Source organism: Candidatus Hydrogenedentota bacterium (genome assembly GCA_012523015.1).
Taxonomy (GTDB): domain Bacteria; phylum Hydrogenedentota; class Hydrogenedentia; order Hydrogenedentales; family CAITNO01; genus JAAYBJ01.
This window is the reverse complement of record JAAYJI010000208.1, coordinates 1-21,457: the sequence shown is the minus strand read 5'-3', so window position 1 is coordinate 21,457 and position 21,457 is coordinate 1. Positions and strand designations below refer to the sequence as shown.

Here is a 21,457-nt window from a genome sequence, read left to right as displayed (position 1 = left end):
ATACCTCCGGCGCGCCTTTATAGACGGCGCACCCACAAGTTTCTAAAGGAAAGATCATCTTCATGGTTTTGAAGAATAATATACCCTTCTCGGGGCAGTAAGGCAAGGGGTGTATCGAATTTACCAATAGGCTCAGTCATCTGAGAAATGTCGATTGATAAGACTTTCCAACCGTTATAGACCACCTCCAATTGGCTGCCTTCAAAACGAATATCGAAAGAGTTCCACGACCCCTCGGGCAATGCCATATTGAACATGGGCGTAGCAATGTCATACAAGGCTCCGCTGCTGTGTTTAGACGGCGCTCCGCCATAGTCACCAAAGACTTGGATTTCCATACCCTTTTGAACCGGGTCGGCGGGGTCGGTACGAATAAAGATACCGCTGTTCGCGCCTTGGGGAGCTTTAAATTCGACATGCAATTCGAAATCGCCGAAGCGTTCCTTTTCCCAGGCTATATAGCGGGTAGACTTTTTCCCATGCACCTCGAAAACGCCGTCCTTTATACTAAAGACGCCTTCTGTCGTATCGGTGACATTTTTCCAATGTGCTGCATTTTCGGGGCTGAATAAGGGGATCCAACCCGCTGCTTCTGACGGGGCGGGCGTGGCTGCGCCTTGGGGCAGGCGCTCTTCATCTTCGGCACACGCAAAGGGAAGCGTTAGCATAAAAAGGCATAGACACAAGACAATCAGATGGGGATACTTCATGAGCACATCCTTTCCGGGCAGCGTTGCGTTTGGTAAAAAACAGCGTATCGTTGTAATTTTAGATCTTTATGTATAGCAGAAACCAAAGTGCTTATTCGACAGGGACTAAAGGCGCAGCATTTTGCTGCGTCACTTTTTGGAGCCATTCGCGCCAGTATCGGGGACTGTTTCCAAAATCCATGCCGGTGCGTTGCCGCAACAGCTGCACCGCCGTTCCCGAAAGTCCGCGGTTACGTTCCATGATCTCCACCAACAAAGGTATCAGTATATCATCAGGATACCAACTTATGGCACGCAGTGCGGTCATCTGCATATCCGTGTACCGTTGCCCCAAACAGATTTGCTTGAGCAGATCGAAGGAACCGGGTTCTTGTAAAAAGGCCAAGGCGCGGACTGCACGCACTTTGAAATAAGCATCTTGATGATCCAATATCTTCATCCACTGCGCGCTTGATCCTGAGGGCATGATTGAATAGAGCGCATCTAAGGCGAGTTTCGCCATGGCAGGATCATCGTTCCCAAGCATGGGAAAGAGCAGCGGCGCCGCTTCAGACTCCCGTGTTTGTCCCAAACAATAGACGGCAATGCGCTTATGTTCATGCGTCTCCAAAGTGGTGCGCAGCGTCTCCAACAAGAAGGGATTGATCCGTTGTGCCAGCACGGGCAGCGCTGCATTCAAATGCTTCGTTTCATCTACGGTTCCTGCCGAAAATGTGCGCATGACATAGGCAAAGAGGGCGCTGTCATCAATAGCATTGAGGCGCTGTTGCGCACTGAGCCGCACCGCTTCAACGGGATCCAACAAGCCGCGGATAATAGCCAGCAAGGATTTTTCGTCCTCCTCGTCGAGGGGCCACACTTCGGCAGCCCGTCGGCGCAATTCAGGTGAATCAGTGTCTGCCATCCGATTTAATAACCACGCAGCACTGCTTTGCGGACTGGCAGGCGGCGCATAGGAACGAGCTTCCGGCGTGCTCTTCATGCCCGGCGGTGTGGCAATGGGCTTCGGCGTCGGCGCCGGCTCCGTCTTATGATCCCATTGAGGGAAAGCCGGCGGTATTTTTGCTTCGGAGCCTTCTTCCCCGATCGCGAAGAGAGGGATCATCAGCATAAGAAGCAGGAGCGGCGCCATGGATACTTGTTGTATCTTATTGGAGCGAAACATAGGGGGCGTGGTGGTGTGAGCTCTTTTTTCGTTGGATGATCTGTCCCCTGCGCGGCACATGGTCATAGCCTTGTTTTTCTATTCTGAAAAGAGCAGTTTATGGATTTGGCTGGCGCCGGCGAGAAATATGGTAATGAATAAGAGCACAAAGCTAATGAGCAGAGAATAGCCGCCTTGATAACTTCCAAAAGATCGTCCCCACGAAGCGGTGTAATAATCAAGCCATCCTTTGCCTCCGGAAACGCCGTCGCTCAGGATCAGGCTAAAATTGGTGAAACACAGCAACAACCCAGTGAAAAGGAGGCTTCCTAAAAAGACCAGTGCCAGCGTGACCATGGTTACTAAGAATCGGCGTTGCTCATATTCACGCATCGCAATAATGCGAACGCGTGCATCCACACCACGATGCAGCGATAGCGGCGCCTTCAGAAAAGGCTCCTCTGTCAACGCTTCTTCGATAAGTGCGTCCAGCTCATCTAGGGGAGTGGAATTGTATGTCATCCTTGCTTAATTCCTTTTCCACGATTTTACGCAACATTTTTCTTGCCCGAAACATCCATGTTTTCAACGTGCCTTCAGGAACACCCAAGGTCTCTGCGATCTCAAGGTATGAAATACCTTTGAGGTAATACAGCGTCACGACGGTGGCATAGCGGTCGGGCAACAAGCGTACACAACGCCGAATATGTTCTTTCCTGTCTTTCACCGTCGGCTGATGTTCCGTATCACTCGTATGACTGAAGCTCTCATCAATAAGTTCCACTTCCGCCCGTTTTTTTCGTTTGTTTAATTCGGTCAGACATGTGGTCGCCGTAACACGGTACATCCACGTACTAAAACTGCAATCACCGCGGAAGCCTTTCAAGAGTCTATAGGCTTTTATAAAAGATTCTTGCGCTTGGTCTTCCGCCTGTGTCGCATCGCGCATAAAGCGGTACGCAACGTTATACACCAAATGCTGGTGTCTGCGAACCAATTCAGAAAAAGCGTCTCGATCACCGGACTGGGATTTCCGAACCAATTCTACATCGCTCAAAACCTTTGATGGATCGTCTAGACCTTCAAGGTAGGTTTTTACAGCAGCTTCTCTAGTCATAGAACACTCCTTTGCAGGATGACATCTCCATTCATAGAATGAAGGGATATTTTCGTTTCGCCGTTGCCAAGGCTTCCGAGGATTTCGCGGCGTCGCTCCACGGTACGCGCAGGCAACAACGCGGGATCGCTTCGGATAGCGCCCTGTTCGGTGGACGCATGAACGTTCACCGACATCAGCTCCGGCAGTACTAGTGTAATACTTCCGTTCAGTGAGGTCAAGTCGCAGCTATGAATTTTCTGATCCAGAAGTGTGGTCGTAATGGATCCGGTCACTGTCGAAGCCTGTATAGAGCCTTTAAAAAGGCTGGTAATAATGCTGCCATTGACGGTTTCCAGAAAGGCATCGTCCTTGCAGCCCACCACATTGATGCGGCCATTAATGGTTTTTACGCTGCTCCGCCCCTCCGGATATTGCACATCCACATCGGTGTTATTCCCGTCAATCGTCACCTGATTACAGCCTTCACCAACGCGCACATTGCCGTTATCCACTTCCACGATGACATTCATACCTAAAGGCAGCGTAATGCGGTAATGGACGTGGAGATCAACAAAATCCGGGCGGTCTTCCGGTTCTGTCACAATATAGAGCGACTCATCCGATTCACGAATGGCAACCAAAGACTCCACATAACTTTCAGCGTCGGGCAGCTGGGCCGCCGTGGTTACGTAGGTGCGGATACGCGCCTCAATTTGTATGACGGAAGCCGTTTCTGAAGGATACACGCGCACCGCCCCGTCTGTACTCTTGAGATGCAAGAGCGTCTTGGGGGCAAAAGTATAACTGCGTTCCGCCCTAATTCCGGGCGGCAAGACCTCTCGGGGCAATTTTGACGCCAATAAACCGACCGTGAAAATTTGTATTGCAATCGCGATCAAGGTGGCGGTTAACACACTTTTAAGCATAAGACAATCCTAAAAGAGCGCTTCTCCGGCTGTTCCGGCAGACCAAGCGCTTCTTTTAAAAGGGTGGTTATTCCTTCAATGTTCCCTACAGTGTACAAAATTATAGGGGTCGAGTGTTACTATAGGACTTACAGTCTGATAAGGCGGAAGAGAAAACTCTTAAAATACCCGGGAAAGGATGTTATGAGAAAGTTAATGCGCGTCAGTTTCACCATTGAAGAAAGCCTCTATCAGGAAATGGAAAAACTGGTGCAAGAAGGCAATTATGCGAACCGTTCAGAGTGGATCCGCGATTTGGTACGGGAGCGTTTGGTCAAGGACTCGTGGAAAAATAATGAGGAGGCAGTGGGAACTATTACCTTGGTATATGAACACGAACGCCGCGACCTCTCCGGCAGACTCACCCAATTGCAGCACAGCCATCATCATGCTATTTTAGCCACAACCCACGTGCATCTGACCCATGATCTATGCGTGGAAATGGTCATGGCGCGGGGCCGTGCGCAAATTATCGAATCGCTCGCCGATGAGATGCGCTGCCAAAAAGGCGTGCTCCATGTCTCGGTTTCGATGAGCACCACAGGCAAACGTCTGGTATAAAGCTTCCGGTCTTTGAGCAGAACTAAACCTTAAAGTTGGAGTTCCGCGGGATTCTCGACGGGCGCTTCGGATATATCCCCTTCTTCCCGTGACGCAATGGCTTTTTGTGCTCTGTCTAAGAAGCCCTTCACCTGTTCTGACGGCTCCACTTCAATACAACGGGCGATTTGGACAGCACTATCGAGGCTGCCAACGGTGCCCAAGACCTGAATAGCGTGGTAGCGTATGGTAAATTCGAGTTCTTGGTTACATGCGGCGTCTTCGTAAATAAAGAGATAATCCCTTGCTCGAATGACGGGAAAAGCGAGTACAATTTCCGCGCGATCCTTTATTTCTGTGTTCGCATCTTTCCACAAGTCTACTGCGCCGGCAACGGCATCGTCATCATCTCGGCGAAGCAAAACGAGCACCGCTTCTTTCCTCACATAGGAATCTTCATCGCTTAATAGCTCTTTAATGCGGGCATCGGTTTCCGGCGCTTCTAAGACCGCTAATAGGTTGATGGCACAACCTCTCGTTATCTCGTTTTTATCGGCTTCGGTCATCGCCACCAAGCGTTCCGAATCGGAAGCATCGACGTATCCCGTCAGCGTGATAACCGCCAAGACCTTGGCGGGCGCATCGGTTTCTCCATCGTCCAAGAGCTGGAATAAAGGATCCAAGGCGGCCTTCCCCTGTGCGGCTAGCTGTTGTACGCAGTTCATTGCCAGAGGGATATCCATGGTGTGCAATTCGCCTTTGGAAATCTCGAGCCATGTTTGGAGCGGATCGGCTGCCGTTGTTTGGACCGGAGCATCTACCTTATCCTCATCCAGGATAATTTTGGAGCGGCCGTCGCATGCACTCAACCATACCAAGCTTAAGGCGCATAATAGTGTCAGAAGTCGAAAATACACGGTGATTTCCTTTCATACATTACAGAGAGCAACTGATTCGACAAAGTGTATCATATCGCGCCCTATCGCCCCTATTCAGTCCGAGAAAAGTCCCCATCGGCATGCGAAATCCTTTTCTGATGAAAAAGAGAGGGGGCATATAGTACTATATAGATTCGATTCTTTCCCTCAACACCCTATATCTGGAGATTCATGTGGATAACATTTCTTATAATGAATTAGTAGAAGAACTGGCGCAAGCCTTAAAAGGGCGAGCCCGAGATAAACAACGCCTTGTCACGATTTCAAAAGATACAGCAGCATTGCTCAATGGCATCACGGCATCAGACGACGGAGACAGCCTCGAAAAGATCGCCGAGGAAGTGGCGGCTTGTCAGCGCTGCCCCCTCCATGAAACACGGCTGAATACGGTGCCCGGTGAGGGACATCCCAGAGCGAAAATCGTTTTTGTGGGCGAGGCACCGGGCGCTTCAGAAGATAAACAAGGCCGTCCTTTTGTGGGCAGAGCGGGGCAATTGCTCACCGATATTATCTCGAAGGGCATGAAAATGAGCCGCGACGATGTGTATATTTGCAATGTACTGAAATGCCGCCCGCCCGACAACCGCAATCCCAATCCCGATGAAGTTTCCGCCTGCGAACCCTATCTCCAACGGCAGTTGGCGCTCCTGCAGCCCCGCGTCATCTGTGCCTTAGGCGCTGTGGCGGCCCATTGTTTACTCAAAAGAGATGACCCCCTCGGCAGTATGCGCGGGAAATGGCATGAATACCAAGGTATCCCCTTGCGCGTGACCTATCACCCCGCCTATTTACTGCGTCAGCCCGATAAAAAGCAGCAAACCTGGGAGGATATTAAAGCAATCCTCCGCTACCTTGAGGAACATGCGTGAGACCATGGCCAGAAGAAGCGAAAAGGGCACTGTAGAAACGCCGCAGCCTGTCCCCCCTGTCATCGGTGTCCCTTGGTACCGGTCCCTCTTTTTCAGGGTCGTCATTTTATGCACCGTTCTCTTGTTCTGCCTCTTCGCCTCGGTCATTGTGATTACGCGCCACTTTGTGCAAGAGACCTTGCGGCAAATGGAAAGCCGCGCAATGGATATTGCCCACAGCCTTGAAATCCGCTTTGAAGAGGAAGACGACGTCGGCTATGACACCTTAGAAACGGAGCTCATGGATTTGTATAAAGGGGTGGATATCAAGCTTGACGACGCAGAAGGCACGACCCACGCCGCCTCTTTTACCTTGCAGCATTTGCCCGGCGGCGCCATTGAACGGGTCGCACGGGTGCCCATGATCAATAAAGAACGCCCTGTTTTGATGACCGTGTCCATGATCGTTCAGCCGCAAACAGAAATAGTCCGTGCTTTTCGTAACCGCTACATGGTCATCCTTATGGTGGTCTTTATTCTTGATCTGGCGTTGATGATTTATTTTATTGCCAAAGCCTTGCGTCCCTTGGGGCGGCTGTCTGAAAAATGTGCAGCCATAAGCCGCGGCCACCTTGAAGCAGTGAGCACACGAGGCGGCTCCGGCGAAATACTCGCCCTCGAAAAAACCTTTAATGATATGGTGGATAGCCTGCGTGAAAAAGAGATCATGGAAGGAAAACTCCGTCAGGCACAGCGTCTTTCTGCACTGGGTAATCTCGCGGCAGGTATTGCCCATGATATCCGCAACCCGTTGAATGCGATCAAATTGTTATCCTGCCATGCCCAAGATTCGTTGGGTGATGAGAACCCCTTGGCAGAAAAGTCGCTCCATACCATCCGCGATGAAGTGGATCGTCTGGAAGATATCGTTTCCAATTTTTTGTCATTAGCGCAAGAAACAGAATTGAAACCTGAATATTTTGAAGTAGATATTTTATTGGAAGAATGTCTGCATCTTTTCAAACAAGATGCCGCGTTCCGAAACATCCATTTGAGCAGTGACTTGAACGCGCGCGGCTTGGTTTTGTACCTTGACCCCAAACAATGGAAACGGGCTATTTTAAATATTCTCTTAAATGCCTTGGAATCTTGTCCTGCCGGGGGCCGGGTCAGACTGCTCTCACGCAGCACCGATACAGAATGCGAAATAGAAATTCGTGACGACGGACCCGGCATACCCAAAGAAACGCTCGAACAGGTCTTTGATCCCTATTTCACGACTAAGCCGGGCGGCACCGGCCTCGGCCTTTCCATCACGCGGGGCATCGTGGAAGGTCACGGCGGCAGTATCGACGTGACCGGCTCCCGGGATTGGGGCTGTCAGGTGCTGATCAAAGTTCCCTTACATCATTCCGTAAACACTAAAAAGACAACAGCATGAGCTCAACGACCTATCACATTCTTGTAACAGAAGATGACCGTGTACAACGTGCCATCATCTCCGATATTCTCGAGATGAATGGATATCAGGTGTACCGCTGTGCCTCGGGAGAAGAGGCGCTGGAACAGATAACAGAACATCCCATTGACGTGTTGCTTACTGATCTGAAAATGCCGGGCATAGACGGTCTAGAACTCATGACACGGGTCAAACAAAGCATTCCGGAAATCGACGTGGTCATTATGACCGCTCATGCCACCGTGAAAACAGCGGTGACCGCTATCAAAGAAGGAGCGGCCGATTATCTCGATAAGCCCTTCGACAAAGACGAACTGCTGCATGTGATCGGGCGCACCTGTGAGCGGCACACCTTGCGCTGTCAGAACATATTGTTGACGCGGCTTATTGATGATTCTATTGCGCTGGGGAACATTGTCGGTAAAAGTACGGTCATGCGTGAAGTCTTCGAACGGACACGGCGCGCCGTCAACGTGTCCAGCACCGTTTTAATACAAGGCGAATCGGGAACGGGCAAGGAATTGATCGCCCGTCACATCCATTTTTCAGGGCCTCGTTCCAAGAAAGCCTTCATCGTCGTGAATTGTGCGGCGATTCCCGACAGCTTGGTGGAATCTGAACTTTTTGGACACGAGAAAGGAGCTTTCACCGGCGCGGAAACGGCACGGCAAGGGAAATTCGAACTCGCCAACGGCGGCACCCTCTTCTTAGACGAGATCGGCGATATGCGCCTCGAAAGCCAGGCGAAATTATTGCGTGTCCTGCAAGACGGCGTTATTGAACGGGTCGGCGGCAGCAAATCCTATACGGTTGATGTGCGCACCATTGTGGCTACCAATAGGAATTTGCGCCAATGTGTCGCCGAGGGCAGTTTCCGCCAAGACCTCTATTATCGGCTGGAAGTACTGTCCATCCCGCTGCCGCCGCTGCGCGATCGGATGGACGATCTGCCTCTTCTCATCAGTCATTTCCGAGATAAGCTCGCCAAAAAACTGAATATGGATCCGCCCATGATCAGTTCGGAGGTGGTCGATGCCTTCCGTAAATATCGATGGCCCGGCAATGTGCGCGAATTGGAACACACCTTGGAAGAGATGTTTATTCTATCGCCGGGCACGACCCTGGAGCGCAGTTCCCTTCCCGAAAAGCTTCTAGCCGCCGAAGAACAGCCCGCCGATATTCTATTGCCTTCCGGAGGACTGATCCTCGAAAAAGTAGAACAAGAACTCATCCAACAGGCTTTGGAACGTTCCGGCGGCAGCATCAAAGAAGCAGCAGAATTATTGGGGCTATCCTATAAAACCCTCCAATACCGCTTGAAAAAATACGAGATAGAAAGAAACCCCTCCTAAGGACACGGCGAAGCGGCGTCACGGACCGGCTTACTGCCGATGGATTACGGACAACAGGCCGCTTTTAATACCTCATAGCGCGCGCGCATCTCCTTGAGCAATTCAGTCTTTTGCGGATCGTGGACGAGATTATGCTGCTCGTGAGGATCGTTGCGCAGATCGAAAAGTTCCTCGTAAACGGGCTGCTCATCAATATAGTGCAGATACTTATATTCGCGGGAGACGAGCCCTTCCGACCGAGGAATCCCGGGATGCTTGAAGTGATGCTCATAGAAGAAATCTTCGCGCCATGGGTCGGCATCGCTCAAGAATAAGGGGCTTAGATCGCTTCCCTGCATGGAAGCAGGAACATCCACACCTGCCAACTGTAATAGCGTGGGCGCAATGTCGATGTTCAATGCGATTTGAGAGCTACGGCGGCCTTGCTGCGCCGGCGATATTCTCGGATCGAAGAGAAGCATGGGAATCCGCACGGAGCCCTCATAGCCGAACCATTTCCCGGCGAGACCGTGATCACCCAAGAAAAAGCCGTTGTCTGAGCAGAAGAGAATGACCGTGTTTTCCGCCAGCCCGCGCTTTTCAAGCTCACGACGTACAGCGCCGACGGTGTCATCAATCCCCTTAATAAGCCGATAATAGCCTTTCACCATCTTCTGATAAAGCTCGGGCGTTGAAAAGCGTATTTCCCAGCGCCGCCGCGCTTCACTATCCTTTTTGAAGAAGTCGGGGAAACGGTCTTCGAAATGATCTTGCAAGTGTTCGGGCTGCGGAATCAACGCCCCTTCATAGAGCGATTCATAGACCGGATCATAAATGAATTGTCGATCATCACCATCCTGACAATGGGGCGATTTAAAACTCACGGATAAGCAAAAAGGCTTTTGATGATCCACCGTCTCCAGAAAGGCTAAGGCATGGCCCCGAATCTGCGAGGTGAGATGCTGATAGTTACCTTGGTCATCGCTTTGCTCATACTGTCCCTGACCGCCAAATCCACGCCAATAATCGAAGGCCTCTACGGGCAACTGATCCCCCACGCCGAATTTCCCGACAAAGGCGGTCGTGTAGCCTGCGGCGCGCAGCTGTGCGGGATAGCAGGCCGCCCACTGCTCTTCCGTGAAAGCTGTGGAGAAATCGTTGATACCGTGACGGCACACATATTGTCCCGAGAAAATGGAGGCGCGGCTCGGCGCACAAATGGACGTAGTCACATAGGCGTTGTCGAAGGTGAGCGCTGCTGCCGCCAAAGAATCCAAGTGCGGCGTCTGTACAATGCTATTCCCCATAAATCCCAGACAATCCCAACGCAAATCATCTGCCACCATCACCACCAGATTCGGCCGCGTTGATCCCCGTTGCTTAACAGAGGGAAGGGGCTTTTCCGACGCTGCGGCTCCAAGACAGGACAAAATACTGCCTAAGGTAAAGGTTCTGCGCGAAAGGGTGGTCATGTTATTTTCCTTATGATTTCTTAACTCCTGATTGTATACCACAGAGCCCTGTACATGTCTAACCTGTATCCCTGCACTTCCTTTGAACGTTTGGATAGGAGAAAGAAGTATGTCCTTTTTTCCGCTGCCCTTCGTGATATAGTAAGTGCATTATTATGAGTCCCTCTGTCCCTCTGTTTATAGAATTCGCCCATGAAATATTCCGCCTGTCATAGCCTTTTTATCGCTGTCTTTTTACTGGCAGGGATACTGCCTTGCGCGGCGCATGAAAACACGGCGGCAGAAGAACGCTCCCCCCTCCCCGTCCTCACGATTCAAGGAAGGGATCACGGTATAGTCCCCGACACCGATGAAGACATGGGCCCGCCGCTGCGCCGCTTATTATCCACACCGGAATACCAAGAAGTACCTGTCACTATCGTCTTGGAAAAGGGGCTTTATTGCCTCCATGGCGCCGTCAAAGATTTTGCCGCTGTACGGCTCGAAAATCTGAAGCACATCACCCTTGCAGGTGCTGGTAAAGAGACCTTCTTTGTGGTTCGCAATCCAAGTATCGGCGCTTTCGCCTTGATCAATTGCGAGAAAGTAAGCTTTCAAAACTTCAGCATTGATTATAATCCCGTGCCCTATGCCGTGGGCACCGTGCTGCTGGTCGAGCATCAGAGCGGTTTTCTCGATGTCGCCCTCTCCCCTCAGTTCCCGCAATTATCGGAACCTTGGTTTGGAACAACACGAAAGGCTACGGATCAATGGGGCATGATTTTTGACGCTCAAAAAGACAGCCTGATGGAGGGCGTGTCCGACCGTATTCACGTTCAGTACGTGAAGCAGCTCAGTCATAGCGCATGGCGTATACAGCTATCTGATAAAAGCGACTTGCAGGGGATCCGCCCGGGAAGCCGTTATCTTCACTTAGCCCCCTACGTGCAGGGCGGCGCACTCTTTTACGGCAGCTGCTCCGACTGCAGCGCCCAAGATCTTACCATCTACGCCTCACCCGGTATCGGGATTGGCTCTTTCAACAGCTCGGGTCTATCCCTTTCCAAGATTCACGTCGAAAGAAAAGTAACAAGTGCCCGCCCTCTCAGCACCAACGCCGAAGCCGTACACAGTCAGGACGATCGAGACGGGCCTTTGGTAGAAAACTGCCGCTTGATGCATATGGCAGGTGACGGCATCGTCATATACGGTATGCCCCACACCATCACCAGCCTGTTGTCGCCCACGGAATTGCGGGTCCTTAGAAATAGCGCGCTGCGACAAGGAGATTCCGTACAGCTCTTTGACGCGCAGCGTGGCGAACATTTTGTAGAAACCCAGATTCTGGAACTACAGCCTGCCCCCTGTGATGAAGACCGCATAACCCTAAGCCATGAACTCAAGGGTATACGCCCCGGCCCCATAACCCTTGATCTTTACAACCAATCACGGAACGGATCAGGCTTTGTCCTGCGCAACAATCATATTGAAAACCATCGCCGCCACGGCATGATCATCCGAGCTTCGCAGGGCATAATCGAAAACAATGAACTGCGTGATTTCGGCGGACTGGGCATACTCATTGGCAACAGCACATCCGGCCCCGGCGCGGGACTCCCATGCTGCTTATCTGTGAGAAACAATCTGTTGGTGAACGGCGGCCGTTCGCGGTGGTACGCCGTATCTAGAAACAGCGCTTCCATCCAAATAGGCTGTTTTACGGCAGGCGGCAAAACAGCGCCGACCCGTGCTATTCATGATGTAGTTTTAGAAAATAACGACATCATAAATCCGCCGGGCGCGGCTCTATATCTGGGCGCCGTGCGCAATGTCTTGGTGCAAGGGCTGCAAGTTGATTACACCCAGACGGAAGGGAGTCGAAACTCTTCGGCCATCATGGTGGAAAATGGGGACAACGTGAAGATGAGCCACATCCGCGTGAATTCTGCCTCACGCCAACTGGAAGCGGCCGTGTCCATCGGCGAAGATTGCGCCCAAGGAGATGCCGGCGTACTCATTGAAGAAATACAGCTGAGCGGCGCAGTGGATACCCAATTGGTTGTGGATAAACGCCTGCCTTGATCCCGAAATACACACGATTACGCCTCCTTGGTCTCCCCGCGTAACTGAGGGGACAGGGCATGTTCAGGCTGGAAGCGTTGAACAATATGCTTCGACCCTTTCGGCACCAACGCGCGAATCTCTTCCAGTTCCGCTTCACTGAGAAAAGCTGAAGAATACGTAGTTCGGAAATGATGAGGAATGGCCGAGGCGCCCAACAAAGCGATGCTCTCCTGAATAGCTGCCGTCTCCACAGCCGTACCGCATACGCGGCTATAAGCGTGTAAAGGCGCTTTAATGTCCATGGCAATATAATCGACAAGACCGCCTTGGATCAGCGCCGCCAGCCTGTCTGGACGGCTGCCGTTCGTGTCCAGCTTTAGCTTTAAGCCCAAAGCCTTCACCTGTGCTATGAATTCGGGCAGATCCTCATGGAGGGTAGGTTCGCCGCCGGTAATGACAAGCCCGTCAAGCTGACTGGAGCGCGGCCGAAGGCGCACCATGATATCTTCCGCAGAATAGAGTCCGGTGCCGCTTTTGCCCTCAGGCAACAGGCTTCCGTTATGACAAAATACACAGCGGAAATTGCAACCTTGCGTAAACGCGATGGCGGCAATACAGCCGGGATAATCACTCAAGGTGAAAGGCTGATATCCTCCGAAAAGCATAAGGAATCTTTCGCATAGTCTACAACTCAGGGAGCGGTGGAAAGCTTTTCTTTCACAGCGCCGGCATCCTCAACCCGATAACGGGAGCGCATTCCGAACTCTTCCTGTTTCCCGGCATTCCACTGGTTGACAGGGCGCAGATAGCCCACGATACGGGAATATACTTCCATTTCTGTCTCGCAGTGAGGACACGTGGAAATTTCGCCTTGGAAATACCCATGGTTGGGGCAAATGGAAAAGCTGGGCGACAAGGTAAAGTACGGCAGCGTATATTTTTCGCAGACCCGTTTCACGAATTGTTTCACCGATTGAGGATCGGCAACGGCTTCGCCCAAAAACACGTGCAGTACGGTGCCGCCCGTATACTTGGACTGGAGCTCATCTTGCAAGTCGAAGATGGTAAAAATGTCATCGCCGTAGTCGACGGGCAACTGGGTGGAATTGCTGTAAAAGGGTTCCGCCCCTTCCTTCACGTTATCATCATTGGCAAAGATAATCTTGGGGAAACGTTGACGGTCGAGCTGAGCCAGTCTGTAGGTAGTTCCTTCCGCCGGCGTTGCCTCCAAATTATAGAAATTATTGCTTTCTTCTTGATAGGTCTTGAGCCGGTCACGCATGTGATCCAAAATCTTGGCGGCAAAGGCGCGCCCTGCTTCCGTGCCAATGTCGACACCCAATAGATTCATGCACGCTTCATTCATGCCCACCAGCCCAATGGTGGAGAAATGATTGCACCAGTAGGAGCCGCCATGGGCATGGACATCGCGCAGATAAAAGCGCGTGTAAGGATAAAGCTTTTTATCCGTATAGGCTTCCAGTATGGCGCGCTTCGTCTCCAGACTCTCATAGGCAATATCCATCAAGCGATTGAGCCGTTCGAGAAACTCGGATTCATCCTTCGCAAGATAACCGAGACGGGGCATATTGATGGTTACCACGCCGATACTCCCGGTAAGCGGATTCGCGCCGAAGAGTCCACCGCCGCGCTGACGCAGCGCACTGACGTCTAAGCGCAAACGACAGCACATACTGCGTGCATCTTCTACCGACATTTGAGAATTCACAAAATTGGCGAAATAAGGAATTCCATAGCGGGCTGTCACTTCCCACAAAGCATCGAGACCCGGCGCATCCCAATCAAAATCAGGCGTAATATTGTAGGTAGGAATGGGGAAACTGAAGACCCGTCCTTTCGCGTCACCCTCTGTCAAGACTTCGAGGAAAGCGCGATTAAGAAGCACCATTTCCTCGGTATACTCGCAGTAGGTGCTCTCTTGAAGTTCGCCGCCAATGATCACGTTTTCATGCGCCAAGGTGCTCGGCGGCTGCAGATCCATCGTCAAATTCGTAAATGGCGTTTGAAAGCCAACCCGCGTGGCAACATTTAAATTGAAAACGAATTCCTGCAGCGCTTGTTTTACTTCCTCGTAATCCAGACCATCATGACGGATAAAGGGCGCGAGAAGCGTGTCGAAATTACTGAAAGCCTGCGCGCCTGCCGCCTCACCTTGAAGGGTGTAGAAGAAATTCACGACCTGACCTAAGGCAGAACGGAAATGGCGTGCCGGAGAGCTCTCCGCTTTGCCCGGAGCCCCGCAAAAACCCGAACGCAGCAGGTCTTGCAGATCCCAACCAACACAATAGACCGACAAGAGACCCAGGTCATGAATATGCAGATCACCGTTTGCATGGGCATTCCTGATCTGCTCGGTATACACTTTATTCAGCCAATAATTCTTGCTGACCTCGCTGGAAATATAATTGTTCAAGCCTTGCAGGGAGTAGCCCATATTGCTGTTTTCGCGAACCTTCCAATCCATGCGGTCCAGATAACGGTCGATCAATTCCACATCGGCTTTGCTGATGAGTTCACGAACACGGGCATGTTGATCACGATATAAAATATAGGCTTTGCCCGTCTTCTTGTATGACGTCGTAAGAAGCACTTCTTCCACCACGTCTTGAATCGCTTCCACCGTGGGAATGCCCGGGCGGCCTAATTGCTGGTATACGCCCAACACGCGCATGGTCAGTTGGCGGGCGACCTCTTCGCCAAATTCGCCCGTCGCCCGTCCCGCCTTCAACAAAGCAGCCGTTATTTTCGAGGCATCAAAAGGAACTTTTCTGCCGTCTCGCTTTTCAATCTGCGTCAAAAAAACATTGGGTGCCTGAACATTTTCAGGCTTGGTATTTTCCGCCAACATGGCAATACTTCCTTCCGGTCTTGATCCCTACAGTTTAGCTTGGTCATGATTTTGGCATATTCCCGCCAGACAACACCTCTCATTGTAAACTTCAGTGACCACAAAGTCAAGTGTATTTTTGGATATTAACCACTACATATGGTATATACTTGACAATATTCACAACAATTACCATAACAATAAAAACCAAGAATACTGCGAAGCACACACCCAACAATATTCTGCACGGAGCGCTTCAAATAAGGTTTCTTGGGTGGTGGAGCATGGTGGAGCATGGTGGAGATAGCTTTATGGTGCTCCACCACGATTTGAGCTTGATAATAAAGGGCGAAACGCAAAGTGGTGGAGCATGGTGGAGATAGTCGGGACTCCCCTCCCTTATATATATATAATCTTACTTATTTTGATTTCTCACGCGTAAGGATAGAAAAATGCTCCACCATGCTCCACCACTATGAGAAATAGCCCTGATAACATTGAGTGAAAGCGTGGTGGAGATAAAATAACGTTGCTCCACCATGCTCCACCATGCTCCACCACTTTTTGGGCAAATCCCCCCCCCAGGGGTGCTTTTCAACATGGCAACCCCCTGTCTTTGGAGGAAAAGTAGTATCGCCGTACGAAGCCGGTCAGAATAATGGACGTCAGTCCACTCGGAGGATGGCGCACTTTAAGTATTCCGTTTCCGGCATCATGGGCAGGACGGGATGGTCCGGAGAAGCGCCGCGCAGCGCCAAGAGCTGTACCTTTCGTCCGGATGAGCGCGCAGAACGCTTGATGACCTCTAAGAAGCGGTCGCGAGGCAAAAAATGTGAGCAGCTGCACGTGAAGAGGATACCGTCTGGACGGAGGGCTTTCAATGCCCTGCGGTTAATGTCCTCATAACGCCCCATTGCCCTGCTTCCTTGTCTGCGTGTTTTCGCAAAGGCAGGCGGGTCCAAAACAATGACATCGAAAGTCTCATCCCCTTGGAGCATGGCTTCCATTTGCATTTGGATGAAACGACAGCTTTCTTGCACGGCGTTCAATTCTGCGTTACCGTTGGCCTGCGCCACAGCGGCAGGTGAGCTGTCGACGCCGATAACCTCTGCGGCGCCCGCCTGTGCCGCATGAATGCCCCAAAAACCGTGGTGACAGTAGCCATCCAATACGCGCTTGTCTTTGGCAAAGCGTCGTATAAGGGGCCAGTTTTCCCGTTGATCGAGGAACAGCCCTGTTTTTTGGGGTCTTTCGAGCGATAATCGAGCGCTCACGCCGTCAATGGATAAGAGCGTTTCAGCACATGCCTCTCCCCGGCTCTCAACGCTGTCTCCATCCAAAAACAATAGGGAACGAATCCCCTCTTCCTGCAACAGAAGCCTTGCCAGCTGCTCCCGGTATCGTTTGTAAAAGAAACAAGAGGATTGCACAACAGCAACCCGGTCGTAGCGGTCAATGACCAGACCCGGCATGCCGTCACTTTCCCCATGCACCCAGCGGTAGACGGCTGCGTTTGGGAAAAGACGTGCGCGCAATCGCTTTGCCCCTTCCAATTTGTTTCGGAAAAAGGATTCATCCACACTACGTTGATGGCGGGAGATAACACGGCCGGCAATGCCGCCTTCTTGTTGGAAGAAGGCGCGGGCAACGAAGCGTTTGGAGGACGAAAAGATGTCGAAGACGGCTCCATCTGCACAGGGGGGCAGCACTTGAAATTCATTTCGATATGCCCACAGGTGTCCTCTCAGGAGACGCCGCTCCTCATTGGGTTTTAATAGAGCCATCCCTACGGCTGTATCGGAAGGCGTTGCTATATGGCTATCCTGCTTTCGCAAGCGTCTATGCTTGAATGTTAATCCCGTTTCACAAGTACTTCCTTCTCATAGCGGAGTACAGATTCCATCCACGCGCCGTCAGGCAGCGTATTGTTGGCAAGGCAATAGTAATTCCAAACGGCGCCAAAGGGCATCGTTTTGAGGTCTTCCAAGAAAGCGAGACGCTCGGTATAAGCACCGTTGCGCTCCAAGGCACGTAATGTGTCGGTCGGTTCCAGCATGGCGATCAATAAAGCTTTGATCATGGCACGGGTGCCGATGACCCACGCAGCAACGCGGTTGATACTGGCATCAAAGAAATCCAATCCAATATGGACCCGATCCAGATAGTTATTGCGCACGATTTCCTGAGCGATGGCGAGGAGTTCATCATTCAAAATAACGACGTGATCACTGTCCCAGCGCACGCCGCGGCTCACGTGGAGCAAAATCTCATCCAAGAAAAGAAGGATGGCACTGATTTTATCGGAAATGACTTCGGTAGGATGGAAATGGCCGGCGTCCAAGGTCAGCAGTATTTCTCTGGACTGGGCATAGCCCATATAAAACTCGTGGGAACCAATAACACAACTTTCGGATCCGATCCCGAATAGCTTGGATTCGACAGCGTCCAAATTCAGGCTCCCATCGATTTCATCCCCGAACACATCATCCAGCGCATCACGCAAAATTTCTCGTGATTTATTGCGGTCGATGGGGATATCTTTAAAGCCATCGGGCACCCACACATTGGTCAAGCAGGCAGACCCTAAGGCTTTGCCCATGGCGGCGCCGATTTTGCGGCAGGCAATGCAATGGTCGATCCAAAAGTTTCTGATCCCCTCATCATAATGCGCCAAGGTGAAGCCGTCGTCCGCCTTGGGATGTCCGAAGCAGGTGGGGTTGAAATCGAGTGCCAGCCCCAGCCCTTTCGCCCAGTCTATCCAATTTTGAAAGTGCTTGGGTTCCAGTGCATCCCGTTCCACTTTTTGCCCGCCCGTTTCCGCGTACATGGCATGGATGTTGGCACGGTGTTTTCCGGGAATGAGGCTGAAGGCTTTTTCCATATCTTGGCGTAATTCATCGGGCGTACGCGCCTTGCCTTTGTAATTGCCTGTTGCCTGTATACCACCGCCGCTGGCAGCAGCGAGATTTTCGAAACCGCCCACGTCATCGTCTTGCCAACAATGAAGGGACACCGGAATTTTCGCCAACTGTTTTAAGGCAGCTTCCACATCAACGCCCAGAGCCGCATAAGCCTCCCGGGCATAAGTATATCCTTGTTCGATGGTTTTTTCGTTCATTGAATGAGTCATAGCGTAACTCCTTATTCTGTGCGTATTAGGGGTTGATTCTTTTTCAAAAGAGCTCTGCCTTAACAAGGCAAGGTAGTGTCGGTAAACTTTGCTGCCTGCTCTTCGCGATAGAGGCGCAGCTTTTGGTCGTAATCAGCTGAGTTAAGCGCCAGGATTGCCACCGCCATTAACGCCGCATTCACTGCGCCGCCTGTTCCAATCGCCAAGGCGCCCACAGGAATGCCGGGCGGCATCTGGGCCATGGCCAGCAGCGCATCGTGACCATTGAGCGCGCCTGTTTGTATTGGCACGCCCAAGACGGGGCGCGTCGTCAAAGCGGCGATTGCGCCGGGTAAGGCGGCCGCCAAGCCTGCCCCTGCAATAAAGATCTGTGTCCCCGCGGCTTCCGCTTCTCTCACATAAGAAACGAGCAAATCCGGGGTACGGTGTGCGGAAATCACCTTGCAGCTGTGGGGCACGCCGAAGCGCTCCAATAAAGCATGGGCATGCTCCATGGTATTCCAGTCGGAAGCACTTCCCATCAATACAGTCACCAATTTGGTTTCGGTTGAATCAACCACGGTTAACGCTCCTTTATTCATGGTATTGCGGTTCTTTCACAACCGACCCATTAAAAATGTGTTTCAATATAATCCAAGGCCTCTTCCAGATTAGAAAGAATTTTAGTGCAGTATTTCACCATCCACGGGGACATATCCTTAAAGGTGTAGGGACTGAATGCAATGACAAACTTGCCCTGACTGTGGGAAGCATAAAATACTTCCATGGATGTACCGATGGACGGCTTACTATAGTTTACCAGCAGAATGTCTGAATTGCGTATGTCTTGAAGATCAAACTCCACAATTTCGTTGGAACTGTCGATTTCTCGGTCACGAAAATTGCGGCGCATAGGATCAAGGACAATAAATTTGCCCGCCAGACGCTCCTTGGTTCGTTGACGCCACGTCTTGCTCTCCCCTGAGGTCGCGTCCATGATGGGACCACAAAGATAAATTCTTTTCGCCTGTGTTTGCATACTACACCCTTCTCATTGTAAAGAACCTGCAGAGCGCCTTTTTATTAATCCAGTTCTTTGATTCTGAGGTTGCGAAAACTAACGGGTTGTCCATGATCCTGCAATCCCACAACCCCTTCCAATGCCATGTCTTTATAGGCGTTCTTATATTTGTTGGGCGTGCCGTCCGGGTTTTTATGGGCTTCTGTCCAAAGGTCAAGATTCAAGCCCAGCACTTGTTCTCCATTCAAGAGCACATAGACGTTTTTATCTTTTGCCACGACAACGCAGTGATTCCATTCACCTGCTTTTTTGACTAACAAGCGCGCCGGCTCCTTACAATCAAAGAGTCCGCCGCAATGGTGTTTTGGGTTTTTGTAGTCGTCGTTATTTTGGAGAATTTGAATTTCTAAAGCAGACTGCACCGAATTTTTGATATCGGTGCAACGGAAAAAGATGCCGCTGTTCGTGTTGTCTTCACACTTGTATTCCACATTCAACATAAAATTGCCGTAAGAGGCTTGGGTCCAAATGTCGCCCTTACCCCGGGTGGTCAGTACTCCATTTTCGAAAGACCAGCCGCCCGGCTCAAGCTGCGCATTGGACAGATCATCCTCAAATAAAGGCGTCCACGAGGGGATATCCATGAGGAGCGGAATCAATTCCATGGGCAAGGCTTCCATTGCAGGCTCTGTTGTTTCTCCGTGGGCAAAGGCAAAACAAAGGAGAGCGGTAAAGGCGATTAAAGACATGTTGCGTTTCATGAGTCTATTCCTTTCCGGGCAGTGAGCCCATTTAAACCACACTGAAGATGCGCGCACATCCCTTATACAGGGGCGCCACCGGCAGTTGAAAGATTTAATCACAAAAGCAATGACCGGTACAACTGCCGCCTTCTTTGAATTGCAAAGAACCCCACAAGTGTTTATACTATGAGTGCTGATAAGAACAGCCTTTTCTGTGTCCTTTTATTGAAACCGGTGCGAGTCTTTTCATGAACAAATCTTCCCGTGTACAATCTCTTTTCATGCTCTGTGCAGCCTTAACCCTTCTTATCCCTGTCTGCGGATTCAGTCAAGATCCCACAGATATCGATTCCTCGGAAAGTGCAGATACCGATTTTTCCGACCTCGAGGATACCGATCTCCCGGACATTATCGATACGGTCGACGAACCCGACGAAACGGAAGGAAAGCTTCTACTCACCAAGGATGCTGAAACACGCAGCTTCAGCGCCGTAGGCGAAGAAATTGTGTATTGGTTTGGCTTGACCAATACAGGGGAGCAAGATATTTCCAACATTATCGTCACCGACCCGCTCCTTGGTTTTTCGGGAACGGTGCAGAACCTCAAAGCCTCCGGCACCTCCGTTTATTTCAACGCCACCTATATTGTTACCCAAGCTGATCTGGAAGCGGGAAACATCGAAAACACGGCGACAGCATCGGGCATGGAAGACAACAGCGGCATCATCACAGCCGTCGCCTCCTTCTCGATCCCGAGACAGCAAAGCCCACAGGAACCGGTGGATGGATGTTTTTGGAGCAACCTGCCTTGGGATTTTTATGGCGGTTTAGCCGCCCTTCTCGCAACCTCCTTCGGCATCATGTGGCTGGCGGAAGACAGCCCGTGCATGGTGGCGACGGCGGCTTACGGCACGCCCTTGGCGGGTCAAATCGGATTGCTCCGCCTTTTCCGAGATACGTGCATGTTGGAATCCTCCCTAGGCACCGCTTTGGTTGATGTCTATTATCATGGCGGCGGACTGCTCGCGGGCTACGTGACGGATCATGCATGGGCGGCATGGACGGCCCGACTTATCTTGATTCCGATGCTCATTGTGGTTGCTTTATCCTTATTTGCGCCGCAGACGATGCTCCTCATTATGGTGCTAAGCGCTACAAGTCTGTTTGCCGCGCTCCTTTATTTCTAC

20 protein-coding genes are annotated in these 21,457 nt (G+C 51.2%); 6 read left to right on the top strand and 14 right to left on the bottom strand.

What is annotated here, in order from left to right:
• Positions 1 to 17 precede the first annotated feature (17 nt).
• From GX117_09040 to GX117_09020, 5 genes are all read right to left on the bottom strand, one after another.
• The gene (locus GX117_09040) at positions 18 to 710 is read right to left on the bottom strand and encodes a DUF1080 domain-containing protein (protein NLO33485.1); all 693 of its coding nucleotides are present in this window, start codon (positions 708 to 710) and stop codon (positions 18 to 20) included.
• Between the two features lie 91 nt (positions 711 to 801).
• The gene (locus GX117_09035; protein NLO33484.1) at positions 802 to 1,941 is read right to left on the bottom strand and encodes a hypothetical protein; all 1,140 of its coding nucleotides are present in this window, start codon (positions 1,939 to 1,941) and stop codon (positions 802 to 804) included.
• 12 nt (positions 1,942 to 1,953) lie between these two features.
• Positions 1,954 to 2,376, bottom strand: a complete 423-nt coding sequence (locus tag GX117_09030; protein ID NLO33483.1) for a hypothetical protein — start codon at positions 2,374 to 2,376, stop codon at positions 1,954 to 1,956.
• On the bottom strand, positions 2,348 to 2,971 hold the full coding sequence (locus GX117_09025; protein ID NLO33482.1) for a sigma-70 family RNA polymerase sigma factor: 624 nt from the start codon (positions 2,969 to 2,971) through the stop codon (positions 2,348 to 2,350). The genes GX117_09030 and GX117_09025 overlap by 29 nt, the downstream gene beginning before the upstream one ends.
• Positions 2,968 to 3,879, bottom strand: coding sequence for a DUF4097 domain-containing protein (locus tag GX117_09020; protein NLO33481.1), 912 nt, complete (start codon positions 3,877 to 3,879; stop codon positions 2,968 to 2,970). The genes GX117_09025 and GX117_09020 overlap by 4 nt, the downstream gene beginning before the upstream one ends.
• A 183-nt stretch (positions 3,880 to 4,062) precedes the next feature.
• Between GX117_09020 and nikR the strand changes: the two genes are divergently transcribed.
• Positions 4,063 to 4,479, top strand: coding sequence for a nickel-responsive transcriptional regulator NikR (nikR, locus tag GX117_09015; protein NLO33480.1), 417 nt, complete (start codon positions 4,063 to 4,065; stop codon positions 4,477 to 4,479).
• Positions 4,480 to 4,508: 29 nt separating this feature from the next.
• Here nikR and GX117_09010 read toward each other — a convergent pair whose 3' ends face one another.
• Positions 4,509 to 5,375: a hypothetical protein gene (locus GX117_09010; protein ID NLO33479.1), complete on the bottom strand. Its 867-nt coding sequence runs from the start codon at positions 5,373 to 5,375 to the stop codon at positions 4,509 to 4,511.
• Positions 5,376 to 5,689: 314 nt separating this feature from the next.
• Here GX117_09010 and GX117_09005 point away from each other — a divergent pair, with 314 nt between their 5' ends.
• The 3 genes from GX117_09005 to GX117_08995 are packed head-to-tail and all read left to right on the top strand — an operon-like array spanning position 5,690 to position 9,055.
• Entirely contained in the window at positions 5,690 to 6,265 is a 576-nt protein-coding gene (locus GX117_09005) for a uracil-DNA glycosylase (protein NLO33478.1), read from the top strand.
• A gap of 4 nt (positions 6,266 to 6,269) precedes the next feature.
• Positions 6,270 to 7,685 carry a HAMP domain-containing protein gene (locus GX117_09000; GenBank protein NLO33477.1) on the top strand — a complete coding sequence of 472 codons (1,416 nt, stop codon included), beginning with the start codon at positions 6,270 to 6,272 and terminating at the stop codon, positions 7,683 to 7,685.
• On the top strand, positions 7,682 to 9,055 hold the full coding sequence (locus GX117_08995) for a sigma-54-dependent Fis family transcriptional regulator (GenBank protein ID NLO33476.1): 1,374 nt from the start codon (positions 7,682 to 7,684) through the stop codon (positions 9,053 to 9,055). The genes GX117_09000 and GX117_08995 overlap by 4 nt, the downstream gene beginning before the upstream one ends.
• A gap of 44 nt (positions 9,056 to 9,099) precedes the next feature.
• On the opposite strand, the gene GX117_08990 is transcribed toward GX117_08995, so the two are convergent.
• Positions 9,100 to 10,506, bottom strand: a complete 1,407-nt coding sequence (locus GX117_08990; protein ID NLO33475.1) for a sulfatase — start codon at positions 10,504 to 10,506, stop codon at positions 9,100 to 9,102.
• Positions 10,507 to 10,698: 192 nt separating this feature from the next.
• Between GX117_08990 and GX117_08985 the strand changes: the two genes are divergently transcribed.
• Entirely contained in the window at positions 10,699 to 12,567 is a 1,869-nt protein-coding gene (locus GX117_08985) for a right-handed parallel beta-helix repeat-containing protein (GenBank protein NLO33474.1), read from the top strand.
• Between the two features lie 17 nt (positions 12,568 to 12,584).
• Here the strand turns inward: GX117_08985 and GX117_08980 are convergent, their stop codons facing one another.
• The 7 genes from GX117_08980 to GX117_08950 form a co-directional block, all read right to left on the bottom strand.
• Complete coding sequence (locus tag GX117_08980) at positions 12,585 to 13,214, bottom strand: anaerobic ribonucleoside-triphosphate reductase activating protein (GenBank protein NLO33473.1); 630 nt, start codon at positions 13,212 to 13,214, stop codon at positions 12,585 to 12,587.
• A 26-nt stretch (positions 13,215 to 13,240) separates the two neighbouring features.
• A complete protein-coding gene (locus GX117_08975) occupies positions 13,241 to 15,418 on the bottom strand; it encodes a ribonucleoside triphosphate reductase (protein NLO33472.1) in 2,178 nt (725 codons plus the stop codon).
• Between the two features lie 644 nt (positions 15,419 to 16,062).
• Positions 16,063 to 17,181: a class I SAM-dependent rRNA methyltransferase gene (locus GX117_08970; protein NLO33471.1), complete on the bottom strand. Its 1,119-nt coding sequence runs from the start codon at positions 17,179 to 17,181 to the stop codon at positions 16,063 to 16,065.
• Between the two features lie 68 nt (positions 17,182 to 17,249).
• Positions 17,250 to 18,515, bottom strand: a complete 1,266-nt coding sequence (locus tag GX117_08965; protein NLO33470.1) for an L-rhamnose isomerase — start codon at positions 18,513 to 18,515, stop codon at positions 17,250 to 17,252.
• A 71-nt stretch (positions 18,516 to 18,586) separates the two neighbouring features.
• On the bottom strand, positions 18,587 to 19,108 hold the full coding sequence (gene purE / locus GX117_08960) for a 5-(carboxyamino)imidazole ribonucleotide mutase (GenBank protein NLO33469.1): 522 nt from the start codon (positions 19,106 to 19,108) through the stop codon (positions 18,587 to 18,589).
• A 29-nt stretch (positions 19,109 to 19,137) separates the two neighbouring features.
• On the bottom strand, positions 19,138 to 19,545 hold the full coding sequence (locus GX117_08955; protein ID NLO33468.1) for a hypothetical protein: 408 nt from the start codon (positions 19,543 to 19,545) through the stop codon (positions 19,138 to 19,140).
• Positions 19,546 to 19,589: 44 nt separating this feature from the next.
• Complete coding sequence (locus GX117_08950; GenBank protein ID NLO33467.1) at positions 19,590 to 20,288, bottom strand: DUF1080 domain-containing protein; 699 nt, start codon at positions 20,286 to 20,288, stop codon at positions 19,590 to 19,592.
• Positions 20,289 to 20,518: 230 nt separating this feature from the next.
• Here GX117_08950 and GX117_08945 point away from each other — a divergent pair.
• A partial coding sequence (locus GX117_08945) for a hypothetical protein (protein NLO33466.1) occupies positions 20,519 to 21,457 on the top strand: 939 nt, incomplete at its 3' end.

What these genes read in the sequence shown, in the direction of transcription:
- GX117_09040 (NLO33485.1), bottom strand. Translation starts at nt 710, where the DNA reads ATGAAGTATCCCCATCTGATTGTCTTGTGTCTATGCCTTTTTATGCTA.
- GX117_09035 (NLO33484.1), bottom strand. Translation starts at nt 1,941, where the DNA reads ATGACCATGTGCCGCGCAGGGGACAGATCATCCAACGAAAAAAGAGCT.
- GX117_09030 (NLO33483.1), bottom strand. Translation starts at nt 2,376, where the DNA reads ATGACATACAATTCCACTCCCCTAGATGAGCTGGACGCACTTATCGAA.
- GX117_09025 (NLO33482.1), bottom strand. Translation starts at nt 2,971, where the DNA reads ATGACTAGAGAAGCTGCTGTAAAAACCTACCTTGAAGGTCTAGACGAT.
- GX117_09020 (NLO33481.1), bottom strand. Translation starts at nt 3,879, where the DNA reads ATGCTTAAAAGTGTGTTAACCGCCACCTTGATCGCGATTGCAATACAA.
- nikR (NLO33480.1), top strand. Translation starts at nt 4,063, where the DNA reads ATGAGAAAGTTAATGCGCGTCAGTTTCACCATTGAAGAAAGCCTCTAT.
- GX117_09000 (NLO33477.1), top strand. Translation starts at nt 6,270, where the DNA reads ATGGCCAGAAGAAGCGAAAAGGGCACTGTAGAAACGCCGCAGCCTGTC.
- GX117_08995 (NLO33476.1), top strand. Translation starts at nt 7,682, where the DNA reads ATGAGCTCAACGACCTATCACATTCTTGTAACAGAAGATGACCGTGTA.
- GX117_08990 (NLO33475.1), bottom strand. Translation starts at nt 10,506, where the DNA reads ATGACCACCCTTTCGCGCAGAACCTTTACCTTAGGCAGTATTTTGTCC.
- GX117_08985 (NLO33474.1), top strand. Translation starts at nt 10,699, where the DNA reads ATGAAATATTCCGCCTGTCATAGCCTTTTTATCGCTGTCTTTTTACTG.
- GX117_08980 (NLO33473.1), bottom strand. Translation starts at nt 13,214, where the DNA reads ATGCTTTTCGGAGGATATCAGCCTTTCACCTTGAGTGATTATCCCGGC.
- GX117_08975 (NLO33472.1), bottom strand. Translation starts at nt 15,418, where the DNA reads ATGTTGGCGGAAAATACCAAGCCTGAAAATGTTCAGGCACCCAATGTT.
- GX117_08970 (NLO33471.1), bottom strand. Translation starts at nt 17,181, where the DNA reads ATGGCTCTATTAAAACCCAATGAGGAGCGGCGTCTCCTGAGAGGACAC.
- GX117_08965 (NLO33470.1), bottom strand. Translation starts at nt 18,515, where the DNA reads ATGAACGAAAAAACCATCGAACAAGGATATACTTATGCCCGGGAGGCT.
- purE (NLO33469.1), bottom strand. Translation starts at nt 19,108, where the DNA reads ATGAATAAAGGAGCGTTAACCGTGGTTGATTCAACCGAAACCAAATTG.
- GX117_08955 (NLO33468.1), bottom strand. Translation starts at nt 19,545, where the DNA reads ATGCAAACACAGGCGAAAAGAATTTATCTTTGTGGTCCCATCATGGAC.
- GX117_08950 (NLO33467.1), bottom strand. Translation starts at nt 20,288, where the DNA reads ATGAAACGCAACATGTCTTTAATCGCCTTTACCGCTCTCCTTTGTTTT.